At 62.1% G+C, this 14153-nt stretch carries 12 protein-coding genes; 11 read left to right on the forward strand and 1 reads right to left on the reverse strand.

Translation table 11 applies throughout. The annotated features are described in order from the left end of the window. The first annotated feature begins 3 nt into the window (after positions 1-3). From UIA24_RS17020 to UIA24_RS17070, 11 genes are all read left to right on the forward strand, one after another. Positions 4-1062 carry an acyl-CoA dehydrogenase family protein gene (locus UIA24_RS17020; RefSeq protein WP_102051474.1) on the forward strand — a complete coding sequence of 353 codons (1059 nt, stop codon included), beginning with the start codon at positions 4-6 and terminating at the stop codon, positions 1060-1062. A 3-nt stretch (positions 1063-1065) separates the two neighbouring features. Beyond that, on the forward strand, positions 1066-2217 hold the full coding sequence (locus UIA24_RS17025) for an acetyl-CoA C-acetyltransferase (protein WP_099775134.1): 1152 nt from the start codon (positions 1066-1068) through the stop codon (positions 2215-2217). A gap of 69 nt (positions 2218-2286) precedes the next feature. After that, entirely contained in the window at positions 2287-3165 is an 879-nt protein-coding gene (locus UIA24_RS17030; protein ID WP_330523407.1) for an SDR family oxidoreductase, read from the forward strand. 125 nt (positions 3166-3290) lie between these two features. Further along, positions 3291-4076, forward strand: coding sequence for an SDR family oxidoreductase (locus UIA24_RS17035; RefSeq protein WP_099775132.1), 786 nt, complete (start codon positions 3291-3293; stop codon positions 4074-4076). A 10-nt stretch (positions 4077-4086) separates the two neighbouring features. Further along, positions 4087-4557 carry a MaoC family dehydratase gene (locus UIA24_RS17040; RefSeq protein WP_065761872.1) on the forward strand — a complete coding sequence of 157 codons (471 nt, stop codon included), beginning with the start codon at positions 4087-4089 and terminating at the stop codon, positions 4555-4557. Between the two features lie 8 nt (positions 4558-4565). Beyond that, positions 4566-5774: an acetyl-CoA C-acyltransferase gene (locus tag UIA24_RS17045; protein ID WP_083199915.1), complete on the forward strand. Its 1209-nt coding sequence runs from the start codon at positions 4566-4568 to the stop codon at positions 5772-5774. A 147-nt stretch (positions 5775-5921) separates the two neighbouring features. After that, positions 5922-6896 (forward strand): WD40/YVTN/BNR-like repeat-containing protein, encoded by a 975-nt coding sequence (locus UIA24_RS17050; RefSeq protein WP_330523408.1) that lies wholly within the window; start codon positions 5922-5924, stop codon positions 6894-6896. Positions 6897-6904: 8 nt separating this feature from the next. Continuing rightward, positions 6905-9316, forward strand: a complete 2412-nt coding sequence (locus tag UIA24_RS17055; protein ID WP_330523409.1) for an efflux RND transporter permease subunit — start codon at positions 6905-6907, stop codon at positions 9314-9316. 84 nt (positions 9317-9400) lie between these two features. Further along, a complete protein-coding gene (locus UIA24_RS17060) occupies positions 9401-10609 on the forward strand; it encodes a helix-turn-helix transcriptional regulator (RefSeq protein ID WP_330523410.1) in 1209 nt (402 codons plus the stop codon). A gap of 101 nt (positions 10610-10710) precedes the next feature. Further along, complete coding sequence (locus UIA24_RS17065) at positions 10711-12123, forward strand: DUF1329 domain-containing protein (RefSeq protein WP_330523411.1); 1413 nt, start codon at positions 10711-10713, stop codon at positions 12121-12123. A gap of 216 nt (positions 12124-12339) precedes the next feature. Next, positions 12340-13380, forward strand: coding sequence for a Rieske 2Fe-2S domain-containing protein (locus UIA24_RS17070; RefSeq protein ID WP_099775128.1), 1041 nt, complete (start codon positions 12340-12342; stop codon positions 13378-13380). A gap of 431 nt (positions 13381-13811) precedes the next feature. On the opposite strand, the gene UIA24_RS17075 is transcribed toward UIA24_RS17070, so the two are convergent. Beyond that, positions 13812-14153 (reverse strand): FAD-binding protein (locus UIA24_RS17075; RefSeq protein ID WP_330523412.1); only part of this gene is annotated, 342 nt, incomplete at its 5' end.

Below are 14153 nucleotides of genomic sequence, written 5' to 3' on the forward strand. Positions count from 1 at the left end.
GCCATGGACTTCACTTTTACCGATGACCAGCTCACGTTTCGCGAAGCCATCAGCCGTTTTCTGATGACCGAAGCTGCGCCGGAAATGCTCCGCGAAATCTGGGAAACCGATGCCGGGCGCTCGCCCGACCTGCGTAACAAGATCGCCGCCCAGGGCCTTACCGCACTGTCGGTGCCCGAAGCGGAGGGCGGCCTGGGCATGGATGACGTAGCGTGGGCCTTGATGACTCAGGAGTTGGGCTACTACGCCATTCCCGACTCCATGGCCGACACCGCTTATGTCGCCACGGGCCTGCTTGCAGGCCTGGCGCCAGCGCATCCGGCGCGTGCTCGCCTGCTGCCCCGTATCGCCGAGGGCAGCTTGCGCCTGGCCATCGGTCACCCGGTCAACCCGCTGGTCAGTGATGCGCAACTGGCCGAAGTTCTGATCTTGCTTGATGGGGATGACATTCATGTCGTGCCGCGGGCGGAGGTTGATGTCGAGGCCAACCCGAGTATCGATGCCTCGCGGCGCCTGGGTCGGGTGACCTGGAACCCTAGCCCGGCAACATTGATTGCCAGCGCAGAGCAAGGGCGTGCCTTGCAGGCCCAGTTGCTCGACCGTGGCGCGTTGTCGGTGGCCGGGCAACTGCTGGGCTTGGCGCAACGCATGCTCGACCTGTCGGTTGACTACGTGGCCCAGCGCAAGCAGTTCGGCAAACCGATCGGCAGCTTTCAGGCGGTCAAGCACCACCTGGCTGATGTGGCCCGGCAAATCGAACAGGCCAAACCGGTGCTCTACCGTGCCGCCCATGGCCTGGCCCGGGGTGAGCGCAATGCCAGCCTCTGGGTCTCCCAGGCGCGCCTGGCCTGTTGTGAAGCGAGCTGGCTGGCGGCGCGCAAGGGTATCCAGGTGCATGGCGCCATGGGGTACACCTGGGAAGTCGATTTGCAGATGTTCATGAAACGCGCCTGGTCGCTCGACGCATCCTGGGGTGACCGTGCCTTCCACAAGTCGCGTGTCAGCGACTACCTGTTCGCCGACGGCGCCCGACTCGGGCCAGGGCATACCTTCGAGGAGTGATTCATGGCACAAGCCTATATTGTCGATGCGCTGCGCAGCCCGACCGGCAAGCGCAAAGGGGCGCTGTCGGAGGTTCACGCGATTGATCTGGGTGCCCACGTGCTCAAGGCACTGGTGGCGCGCAACGTCATTCCCGGCGAAGACTATGACGATGTGATTTTTGGCTGCGTCGATACCATCGGCTCACAGGCCGGGGATATCGCCCGCACCAGTTGGCTGGCTGCCGGGTTGCCGCTGAACGTGCCGGGTACCACGGTCGATCGCCAGTGCGGTTCGTCGCAGCAGGCGCTGCATTTTGCCGCGCAGGCGGTGATGAGCGGCACCCAGGACGTTGTTGCCGTGGGCGGTGTGCAAACCATGACGCGCATCCCGATTTCCTCGGCGATGCTGGCCGGGCAAGCGCTGGGTTTTGCTGACCCGTTCTCCGGTAGCGAAGGCTGGCGCTCGCGTTTCGCCAACCAGCCGGTCAACCAGTTCTACGCCGCGCAGCGTATCGCCGACCATTGGCAGATCAGCCGCGAGCAGATGGAAGTGTTCGCCCTGCAGAGCCATCATCGCGCCTTGGCGGCCATCGAGAGCGGGCGCTTTGCCCGCGAGATCGTCGCCTGCCAGGGGCTGCAGCATGATGAAACACCGCGCCTGACCAGCCTGGAAAAAATGGCCGAGTTGCAACCGGTAGACCCACAGTTTCCTTCGATCACCGCTGCCGTCTCCAGCCAGACCTGTGATGCCTCGGCCGCCTTGCTGGTGGTGTCGGAGGCCGCCCTCAAGCGCTACGACCTGACGCCACGGGCACGTATTCATCACCTCACGGTGTTGGGTGATGACCCGATCTGGCATTTGACCGCCCCGATTGCGGCGACGCGCCACGCCTTGAAAAAGGCCGGCATGCGCATGGCTGATATCGACCGGGTGGAGATCAACGAGGCTTTTGCATCGGTGGTCATGGCCTGGGCCAAGGAGCTGGATTACGACCCGGCGCAGACCAACGTCAACGGCGGCGCCATCGCCCTTGGCCATCCACTGGGCGCCACCGGAGCACGGTTGATGACCACCTTGCTGCACGAACTGGAGTGCAGCGGTGGCCGTTACGGCCTGCAAACCATGTGCGAAGGCGGTGGCCAGGCCAACGTCACCATCATCGAGCGTCTGTAGTCCCGTTCCCTCAATCAATCCGTGCCGCCGCCCTCAGGGCGCGCGGCCATGCAGTCAAAGGAGTCAAACATGGCTATTTGCACAGACCGCACCGTGATCATTACCGGTGCTGGCGGTGGGCTTGGTCGCGCCTACGCGTTGGCGTTCGCCGCGCAAGGCGCCAAGGTGGTGGTTAACGATATCCGTGCCGAGGCGGCGCAGGATGTTGCTGGCGAGATCTGCGCCAGTGGCGGCCAGGCCATCGCCAACAGCGACGACATTACAACCCTGGACACCGCTCAGCGTATCGTCGACGCCGCGTTGGCGGCCTTCGGTGAGGTGCATGTACTGGTCAACAATGCCGGGGTGTTGCGCGACCGAATGTTTATCAGCCTCTCGGAAGAGGACTGGGACACGGTGATGCGTGTTCACCTCAAGGGGCATTATTGCCTGGCAAACCTGCTGGGGCGTCGTTGGCGCGACCTGGCCAAGGCGGGAACCCCGGTCGCTGGGCGGATCATCAACACCAGCTCCGGTGCCGGCCTGCAGGGCTCGATCGGGCAGTCCAACTATTCCGCAGCCAAAGGGGGTATCGCCGCACTGACCCTGGTGCAGGCTGCTGAACTGGCTCGATATGGGGTCACCGCCAACGCCCTGGCACCGGCGGCACGGACGTCCATGACCGAGAGCGCCATGCCCGACGTGGTGAAAAAGCCCGAGGACGGCAGCTTCGATGCCTGGGCCCCGGAAAACGTCGCACCGCTGGTGGTCTGGCTCGGCAGCCTTGAATCGTCCCATGTCACGGGGCAGGTCTTCGAGAGCCAGGGCGGGCGGATCTCCCTCGGCGATGGCTGGCGCACCGGCACCACCCGTGACAAGGGCGGGCTTTGGCAGGTCGAGGAAGTTGGCCCGGTCGTCGATGCGATTCTTGCTGAAGCGCCTGCGGCCCAGCGTGTCTGGGGCAGTTGAATCGGGGGCCGTTGAAGCGGCCCTGAAATGGCCGCTTCATGCGGCCATACCCCGTTTTGACGATGTGCCCGCCGGGGCGGCGCTTTATACCTGACAGCGTATTGATTTCTTCGGAGGTAATCGCTGTGAAACAAGCTCCCCCTTATGTACCCGGCCATCAACTGCTGGCCGGCAAGTCCGTACTGATTACCGCCGCTGCGGGTGCGGGTATCGGTTATTCGGCGGCCCGCCGCAGCGCCGAAGAGGGCTGCCGGGCATTGATGATTTCGGATGTGCACCCGCGCCGCCTGGAAGAGGCGGTGGAGCGGCTCAAGGCCGAAACGGGTTTACAGGCCATTTACGGCCAACTGTGCAATGTCACGGTAGAGGAAGAGGTTCAGGCCTTAGTCGACAGCGCCGAAACCCTGCTGGGTGGTGTCGATGTGCTGATCAACAACGCCGGCCTCGGTGGCCAGAAGCGGCTGGTCGACATGAGCGACGAGGAATGGTCGCGGGTACTCGACGTGACGCTCACCGGCACCTTCCGCATGACCCGCGCCATGCTCCCGCACATGCAGCGGCGTGGTGCTGGTGCCATCGTCAACAACGCTTCGGTACTGGGCTGGCGCGCCCAGAAAGAGCAGGCGCATTACGCCGCCGCCAAGGCCGGGGTGATGGCCCTGACCCGTTGCAGCGCCCTGGAGGCTGCCGAATTCGGGGTTCGGATCAACGCCGTCTCGCCCTCGATTGCCCTGCACGACTTTCTCAAGAAAGCCTCCAGCGAGGAACTGCTTGCCCGTCTTGCGGATCGCGAGGCCTTTGGCCGTGCGGCAGAAGTCTGGGAAGTGGCCAACGTGATGATGTTCCTGGCCAGCGACTACGCCTCCTACATGGTTGGCGAAGTGTTGTCCGTCAGTTCGCAGCAGGCCTGAGGAGTCCGTGATGAGTCATACCTTCAGTAGCGCCCAGGCGTTGCTCGAGGCCGAGGGCCTCGACCTTGGCTACACCGAATGGCTGAGCATCAGCCAGGAGCGGATCAACCTGTTTGCCGAAGCCACGGGCGACCACCAGTGGATTCATGTCGATCCCGTGCGCGCTGCCAGCGGCCCTTTCGGCGTTTGTATCGCCCACGGCTACCTGACCCAGGCACTGGCGAACCTGTTCATGCCGCAGTTGCTCACCCTCGAAAACATGGCGATGGGGGTCAACTATGGCAGTGACCGGGTGCGCTTTCCCGCGCCGGTCAGGGTCGGTTCGCGTGTACGCGGGCATGGCGTCATTGTGCGCGCCGAGCAACTTGGCGAAGCCGTGCAACTGGTGGTGCGCATTACCGTGGAAATCGAGGGCGAAGCGCGCCCTGGCTGTGTGGTGGACACCATCAGCCGTTACACCTTCAACCCTATTGCCGAGTGAGCCTGTTCATGGACCTGAATGAAGTTGTGATTGTCGCCACCGCGCGTACCGCGCTGGCTAAGTCTTTCCGTGGATCGTTCAACGACACCGAGGCCCCTGTGCTGGGCGGCCATGTAGTTCGTGCCGTCGTCGAGCGGGCCGGTATCGAAGCTGAGGCGGTAGAGGATGTAATCATGGGCGCTGCCGTGCAGCAGGGCACCCAGGCCTACAACATCGGTCGTCTGTGTGCCTATACCGGTGGTTTGCCGGACACTGTGCCGGGCATGGCCCTGGACCGCATGTGCGCATCAGGCCTGATGAGTATTGGTGTCGCCGCCAAGGGCATCATGACCGGCGAGATGAGCATTGCCATTGCTGGCGGCGTCGAGTCGCTGTCCCTGACCCAGACCAAGCACAAGAACACTTACCGTGCCCAGTCCGAGGCGGTGCTGGAGGTGATGCCCAGTGCTTACATCCCAATGCTGGAAACGGCCGAAATTGTTTCGCGTCGCTATGGCATCAGCCGGGCTGCGCAGGATGAGTATGCCTTGCAGAGTCAACTGCGCACTGCGGCCGCGCAGCGTGACGGGCTGTTCGACGATGAAATCGTCGGCCTGACGGTCGACAAGCTGTGTTTCGACGAGGCGGGCCAACCCAGCGGGCATACCCGAGTGTTGGTCGAGCGCGATGAGTGCAACAGGCCAGGTACCCGTCTGGAGGACCTGACGGCGCTCAAGCCGGTCTGGAAAGACGGCAAATGGGTCGCACAGGGCGAGTTTATTACCGCGGGCAACGCCTCGCAGTTCTCTGACGGCGCCTCGGCAAGCCTGTTGATGAGCCGTGCGCAAGCCCGGCACCGTGGGCTTACGCCGCTTGGCATCTACCGCGGGATCGCCGTCGGCGGTTGCGCACCCGAAGAAATGGGCATTGGCCCGGTGGTGGCGGTCCCTCGCTTGCTCAAGCGCTTTGGCCTGAGCGTGGCGGACATTGGCTTGTGGGAAATCAACGAGGCCTTTGCTTGCCAGGTGTTGCATTGCCGCGACGCGCTGGGCATCCCGGCCGAGCGCTTGAACGTCAATGGCGGGGCCATTGCCATTGGCCATCCGTTCGGCATGTCGGGCGCCCGTATGGTCGGTCACGCCTTGCTTGAAGGCCGCCGTCGCGGCGTGCGTTACGTGGTCGTGGCCATGTGCATTGGTGGCGGCATGGGTGCTGCCGGCTTGTTCGAGCTGCCGTGATCGCCAACGAACCCGGCCGAGCGCTCTGACTAGGCCGTTTGGACGATGTAGCACGGGCGGGGCGGTCTGATGATCCTTCAAACAAAATCAAGAGGATCGCCCCATGATGCCCGTCCCGTGCCCCTGCGTTTCGCCATGGAGTCCAGTATGCGCCAGCTGATTGGATACGCCATGAGCGCCATCATCATCGCTGCGGTGGCCTTTGCCTTCTCGCCGCGTAACCCCACACCGTTGGCGATCACCCGGATCAATGCCGACCGGGTTCAGGTCAACGCCTTGCTGGCCAATGGTTCGCAACTGATCGCGGTGGGCGAGCGTGGCACGATTCTGACCAGCACCGACAGCGGCCTGTCCTGGCAAACCAGCCAGGTGGCCGCCGGGCGTGAGGCGACCCTCACCGGGGTCATTGCCCTGAGCTCCGAGGTACTGGTCGCGGTTGGCCATGATGGCTGGATCCTGCGTTCAGGCGATAGCGGCAAGACCTGGCAGGAGATGCGCTATGACGCGCAGTTGGGTGAGCCGTTACTGGGTGTGTGGAGTGGCGACGGCAAGCACGTGGTCGCCTATGGCAGCTACGGTAAGTACCTGGAGTCGAGTGATGCCGGCGAACACTGGACGCCCTGTGACATGCCGGGCGAGGGCGCGCATTTCAATGGCCTGGACGGCGGCGCTGATGGCCGGCAGATGCTGGTGGGCGAGCAGGGGCTGGTGCTGCGATCCAGTAATGGTGGGCAAGACTGGCAGAGCCTGACGCCGTTCTACAACGGCTCGCTGTTTGGTGTGGTGCGCTTGTCGGCCTCTCGCTGGCTGGCGTACGGCATGCGCGGGCATGTCTTTATCAGTACCGATTTCGGGGACAGCTGGAGCCAGGTAGATATTGGCAGCAGCCAGCCAATTTATGGCCATGCGTTGTTGCCCCAGCACGCCGGCCTGGTGCTGGTTGGTGCCGGTAGCCGGCTGATCCGACTGGATGCCGACGGCGCGTTGGTTGACAGCGCGCAACGGGCTGGCTTGGGCACCTTGACCTCGGCGGTGGTGCTCAACGCCCGTCGTTTGCTGGTGGCCGGGGAGCGTGGGGTATTTCAGGGCGCAGACGGTGGTCTTGCCGCCGTTGCACAGTGAGTAGGCATATGACACAGACTACAGGTTGGATCGAACGCCGCGTGCAAGACTGCGCGGACGTATTGCTGAACCATCGACGCTGGTGGCTGGGGCTGTTCATGCTGGTGACGGTGGCCCTTGGCTATAGCGCAACCCAGGTGCGGCTGGATCCCGGGTTCAACAAACAGATTCCGGTACGCCACGAGTACATGTTGAGCTTCCTGGACTTCAGTCGGGTGTTCACGGGCGCCAACCGGCTGCTGGTGAACGTGCACTGGAAAGGCGAGGGTGACATCTATAACCCGGAGTTTCTTCGGGTGCTGCAGCAGGTTACCGATGACGTGTTCTTCATCTCCGGGGTCAGCCGCCCGAGTGTGACCTCGCTGTTTACCCCGAACGTGCGCTATGTCGAGATCACCGAAGAAGGGTATGTCGGTGACCTGGTGGTACCGCCGCAATACGCCGGTACCGATGAGGACCTGCAGAAGGTCCGCAGCAATGCCGCCCGCGCCGGGCAGGTTGGCCGGCTGCTGGCCAACGATCAGCGCTCGGCCATGGTGCGGGCCGACTTGCAGGACACCGACCCGAAAACCGGGCAGCCGGTGTCCTATGTCGAAATCGCCAAGCGCCTCGAAGAGATCCGGGCCAAATACAACAGCCCGACCATCGAGATCAACGTGGTGGGGTTCGCCAAGTTGGTCGGAGATGTGGTCGAAGGGCTCAATACCGTCATGCTGTTCTTTGTCGTGGCGTTCATCATCACCGCGTTGCTGCTCTGGGCTTACTCGCGTTCCTTGCCATTGACCGTCGTGGCCCTGGTCGTGGCGCTGTTGCCCGTGGTCTGGTTGCTCGGGCTGCTGCCACTGTTGGGGCTGGGCATCGACCCGATGTCCGTGCTGGTGCCGTTCCTGATCTTCTCCATTGGTGTTTCCCATGCGGTACAGATGACCAACGCCTGGAAGCAGGACGTGCTGGCCGGCAGTTCCTCGCTGCAGGCGGCGCGCTCGGCGTTCTGCAAGATCTTCATTCCAGGGTCCCTGGCGCTGCTGATGAATGCCCTGGGTTTTGCGGTGATCATGCTGATCGATATCCCCATCGTGCATGAATTGGGGGTGACTGCCTGCATGGGCGTAATGCTGATGATCATCACCAACAAGATGATGTTGCCACTGATCATTTCTCATTTGTCCCTGGGATCGTCTGCGCGTGCAGCACGACCGACGCATGACGAAGCTCGCCACCCATTGTGGTGGCGGTTGTCGGCGCTGGCTGAGCCGCGTCCGGCACTGGTGGTGTTCGCCATCAGCCTGGTGTTGCTCGGCTTCGGCGTGTTCAAGGCGCGGGAACTGGCGGTCGGCGACATTGGCCCGGGTGCCCCTGAGCTGCGCGCCGACTCGCGCTACAACCAGGACAACCAGCGCATTATCGACAGCTACTCGATCGGCCTGGATGTGCTGGCGGTCTTCCTTCAGACCCAGGGTATCGACGAAGCCTGCCTGAACCCGGGTGTCATGCGTGCGGTCGAGGCCTTTGACTTCCAGATGCGCAATGTCGCGGGTGTGCAATCGGTGCAAAGCGTTGCCGGCATGGGCAAGGAAATGATTGCCGGCAATAACGAAGGGAACCCGCGCTGGTCGGCCATCCCGGGTTCGTCGCGCGGCTTGCAGCAGGGCTCGATGGCTTATTCGCCGGATTCCGGGCTGGTCACCGATGGCTGCAAGCGCATGCAGATCCTGGTGTTCCTCAACGATCATGAGGGCGCGACGGTGTTCCATGTGGTCAATGAAGCCAAGCGGATTATCGCCGGTATCCGGGCGCCTGGGGTTGAGTTCAAGCTGGCTGGCGGCAACATCGGGGTCATGGCAGCCTCCAATGAAGCGGTGAAACGTGCCGAAGTGTGGATGCTCGCGGCGTTGTTCTGCTCGGTGGCGTTTTTCTGCCTGCTGACCTTCCGGTCGTTGCGCGCAGTGCTGTGCATTCTGGTGCCGATGGGCATCGTGGCGATTCTTTGCAATGCGCTGATGGCCATGCTCGGTATTGGCCTGAAAGTCGCCACCTTGCCGGTGATGGCGCTGGGCGTCGGGGTCGGGGTGGACTACGGCATTTACTTGTATGAGCGCATCCAGCATGAAATGGCTGAGGGCCGGGACCTGCGTCATGCCTTTTATCGCGCCATGTGCCAGCGTGGCACGGCAGCGGTGTTCACCGCCCTGACCATGTCGATCGGGGTCGGTACCTGGGCCTTTGCCCCCCTCAAGCTGCAGGCCGACATGGGCGTTTTGCTGGCGTTTATGTTCCTGGTGAATGTCTTTGGCGCCATCTTCCTGTTGCCCGCGCTTGCGGCCTGGTTCAATCGTGGCCGGCCACTGGTTGCTGTGAAAGCCGTTTCACTCGGCACCAAGGCGTCGCCGCCGTTCTCCGGTGTGCTCGCAGGTCGTTAAGCGCGCAGCTAACCCACCACAATAAAAAATCATGCAGGCCCTGGTGGTTCAGACCACCACAGGGCCTGCGCTTGGGGAGTGTCTATGCAATCTAGCGTGCCCAATACTCAGGTCCTGGCGGAAATGGGGCTTGAGTTGGCCGAATACGAACAGATCATCGGCAATATGTACGATTCGGCCCTGGATACCCGCCACATGACCGAATCGCTGCAGCAGATCCGGACGCTGTTCCAGGCCAATTTCGTCACACTGATCCTGCGGGTGATGGATGAGCCGTTCCTGTCGCCGATGATGGTCGCCGGCGATATCGAACTGGGGGAGGGTGGGATCAACCATTACGCGTACTACGCCAAGTCCACGATGTTCAACAACCTGCCCACGGATCAGGTGTTCACCATCGATGACCTGATGAGCGATGCCGAGTGGGTCAGTTCATCGTTCTACCTGTTGTTTTGCGAGCCCTATGGCTGCTACCAGATGCTAGGCGCCGACATCAGCATGCCCGATGGCGGCACCTTGCGTTTCCGCATCAACCGGCCCAAGGACCACCCGCGTTTTTCGACCGCCGAACGGGCCATGTGCGCGATGTTGCTGCCGCATTTGCGTCGCGCCTTGCACATGCACTCATTGCTGGACCGCAGCGAGTCGCTGGGTAGCCTGTACTCGCAGACTATCAGCCGCTTGTCGGTGGCGACGATTGTGCTCGACGAGGGCGGCAATGTACTGCAACTGAACCCGGTGGCGCGGGAGATCCTCGACAGTAATGACGGCCTCAAAGTGGTCGGTGGCCGACTGGAGGCCACCTACCCGAGCGATAACCGAGAGCTGCTGCGGCTGGTGCGCAATGCGTTCCTGCGGGCCAGGCAAGGCGGCGATGTGTTGCAAGGGGCCGAGGCGATGTCGATCTCCCGGCCATCCGGACAGGTCAGCCTGGGGGTCGTGGTGGAACTGATCCCGTCACAGGAACTGGTCGAGGGCAAGGGCAAGCCCACCGTCATGGTGTATGTGCGTGATGCCGTGAGCAAATCGCTGGTCAGCAATGTAGTGACCTCGCAGCTCTACAACCTCACGCCGGCAGAGACGGCGCTGGCGCTGGAGCTGGCCAACGGCCTGTCGTTGGAGGAAGCCTCCGAGACCCTGAACATCCGCCGCAATACGGCACGGGCGCACCTGCGCTCGATTTTCTCCAAGACCGGTGTGCGGCGCCAGACCGAACTGGTGCGGATCATGCTCAACAGCGTTGTTGCACTGGGTAAGCCGGGTGCGTTACCGGTGGCGGTAAGCGTTGGCTAGCGTGTCGCCGTAAAAATGCGTTAGTCCGTGCGGACGATGCTCCTTGCTCCATTGGCTGCTGATACTGAGGGACCGCTATCGGTAACCAAGGAGAATAAGAAATGACCGGCAGTAATCTGGCCTCTCGTTGTTCTGTTTCGCGGACTGCCAATGTCACGCATAGGTGGACGTTAGCGCTGTTGCTGGGGTGCAGTGCGATTGGCACGGCCAGTGCGGCGCCGGAAGATCTGGCACGCCTGGGCAAGGATTTGACCTGTTTGGGGGCTGACAAGAGCGGTAACGCCGACGGCAGCATCCCGCCGTTCAGTGGCAAGTGGCTGGGGGTTCCGCCGCATGTCGACTTCAAGGGCACTGGCAACCACCCGGTTGACCCTTACCCGGACGAAAAACCGCTGTTCGTGATCACCGCAGCCAACCTGGCGCAATACAGTGACTACTTGTCCGACGGGCAGAAAGCCTTGTTCAAGCTTTATCCCGCAACCTTCAACATGCCGGTGTATCCGTCGCACCGGGACTTCCGCGTCCCCGACTCGGTGTGTCAGGCGACCCGTGAGAACGCCAGCGTTGCCCGCCTGGTCGATGACGGAGAGGGTGTGGTCGGCAAAACCGGCGGTACGCCGTTCCCGGTACCCCGCAGTGGTCTGGAACTGCTGAAGAATGCCTCGACCTTCACCCTGCGTGCCTGGACCGAGGAATACACCTCCGACAACGCCTACGTGCTCAAGGACGGCAACATCAACTGGGGTCGCGTGCATTCACGCAACCTGGCGCCGGCACTGGAGCCGGGCAAGATCGGTGACACCGTTGGCAACTCCTCGTTCTACTTGAACGAAACCTTGCTGCCGCAGCGTGACAAGGGCGAAATCAACACGGGTACCGAATTCTGGAACGACAAGACCGAACCCCGCCAGAGCTGGCGCTACGACCCGGGCACCCGCCGCGTGCGGCAGTCGCCGGGGTATGGCTTCGACATGTCGTTCCCGGGCAGTGGTGGTTCGATCACCGTCGACGAGGTACGCCTGTTCAACGGTTCGGGGCAGCGCTATGACTGGAAGATCGTCGGCAAGCGCGAGATGTACATCCCCTACAACGCCTACCGGCTGCACGCCTCTAACCTGAAGTACGCCGACCTGCTCACTCCAGGCCACATCAACCCGCAGGCCATGCGCTACGAGCGCCACCGCGTGTGGGAGCTGGAAGGCACCCTCAAGCCGGGTTACCGCCATCTGTATGGCAAGCGCAAGTTGTACATCGATGAAGACACCTGGTTCCCGATGCTTGCGGACAACTACGACAACCGTGGCGAGCTGTGGCGTACCTCGATGGTCAACTACTTCTATGCCTACGAAAGTCAGGCACAGCAAGCGGGTGTGGGGCTTTACCACGACCTCAACGCGGGCAGCTACCTGGCCTTCAACCTGATCAACGAGCAGCGCAACGGCTATCAACTGAACAAGCCAGGTTTCAGCCCGCGCGACTTTGGCCCGGAGGCCGCGCGTCGCTTCGGTCAGTAGTGCTTGAGTGGGGCGCCGTTCAGGCGCTTCGCCTGCAGTGTGGTGACAGGGGCGAATCCATCATGGGGTGGCGTGTTGAGAGTCGATCTCGCTTGATCTAGTCCAATTGGAGGATGAGCACCTTGCTCAGGCTGCTCAATGATGTCTGCCATGGATTCACCCTGTTTTTTCAAGGGGTATTGCTCCCCCAGAGTTTCCAACAGAGGAACAACAACAATGACGAAACTCGCTGAACTCTCGATCGAGAACGCCCAGCGTACTCACCGTTATGCCCGTGGCTGGCACTGCCTGGGCGTGGCCGATGATTATCGCGATGGCAAGCTGCACACCCTGAATATCTTTGGCACCCGTCTGGTGGCGTTTGCCAACAGCGAGGGCGCGATCAGCATTCTTGACGCCCATTGCCCGCACATGGGCGCCGACCTGTCCCAGGGCACCATCGAGAACGATACCGTGGTATGCCCCTTCCACCATTGGAAGTACGACACCACCGGCAAGTGCGTCGAAATCCCTTACTGCAAGCGCATTCCGCCCAAGGCCAAGACCCGCAGTTGGCTGACCTGCGAGGAGAACAACCTGCTGTTCGTCTGGAACAACCCAGAGGGGCGCCCGCCGAAAGACGGCGTGATCATCCCGCACCTGGCCGAGATGGACGATCCCGAGTGGATTCACGACTGGAACATCGACACCATGCTGATCGAAACCAACCCGCGCGAGTTGGTCGACAACCTGGTGGACGCCCAGCACTTCGGGCCTGTGCATGGCACCCCGACCAAATATTTCGCCAACGTCTTTGAAGGGCATATCGGCCGGCAGATTTTCCATGGCGATTCCGAGCGCCTGGGCGGTGACTTGATCGCGCCGTCGGCCTACTACGGTCCTGCTACCCACTTCACTCACCTGAGCTCGATGTTCGGTGACGTTCGAGTGCATGCCATTCTGCTCAACAGCCACGTGCCCGTGACCCCGGACAGCTTTGAGCTGCGCTTTGGGTGCATGGTCAAGCGGATACCGGGCTGGAGCGAGGAGCAGAACCTCGAAGTGGCCAAGGCCTATGTCATGGGTAACCGCGCCTCGTTCTACCAGGACGTGGACATCTGGAAGCACAAGATCCGTATCGACAAGCCGGTACTGGCGGAAAACGACGGCCCGGTGTACCAGCTGCGCGAGTGGTACCAGCAGTTCTTCACCGATGAAGACCTGGTGCCCGCGAGCATGGCCGAGCGTCGTGAGATCGTCACTGTCGACGAGCGCTGAGTTGTAACGGGGCCGTGAACGGCGAGCGTGCATTGCGTGCTTGCCGTTTGACGGCTTCCGGCCAGGGAGGGTGAACCTGTACTTCGTCACGTCGTAACGACGTAGGTCCGAATCAAAGGTCACGAGAAAGCCGACAATGAAAATAAAAAGCCTTCTAGCCTATTCCGTTCCTCTGTTGATCCTGCTTTTCCTGGTGTTCACCGTGCTTGTCTCGGTGCCACCGGAAGCGCACAGTCCCTGGGCCTGCAAGACGTCCCCGGCCTGCGTTGGGGTGACGCCAAGCTTCCAGGGCTGGCCGAACGTGCGCTAACGCCAACGTTCGCACGGCATCTGGCTGATGCAAACAGCACGGGCAGGGCCCAGCGCTGTTCGGCTCGGAGTCAAGGTTCTCCGAGCCTTTTTTCGTCTGTAAACAGCGTTTGTGGGTGAACCTACAGCAGGTTTTCCAGTTCCGGGACGGCCTCGAACAAATCCGCCACCAGGCCATAGTCGGCCACCTGGAAGATCGGCGCTTCCTCATCCTTGTTGATCGCAACGATCACCTTGGAGTCTTTCATACCGGCCAGGTGCTGGATGGCACCGGAGATACCGACAGCGATGTACAGCTGTGGCGCAACGATCTTGCCAGTCTGGCCGACCTGCATGTCGTTCGGCACGAAACCGGCGTCGACGGCGGCACGGGAAGCACCGACCGCGGCGCCCAGCTTGTCGGCCAGCGCATACAGGTGCTTGAAGTTGTCGCCGTTCTGCATGCCACGGCCGCCGGAAACGAC

It is taken from the genome of Pseudomonas sp. AL 58, from assembly GCF_036348395.1.
In the GTDB taxonomy this organism is placed as follows: domain Bacteria; phylum Pseudomonadota; class Gammaproteobacteria; order Pseudomonadales; family Pseudomonadaceae; genus Aquipseudomonas; species Aquipseudomonas defluvii.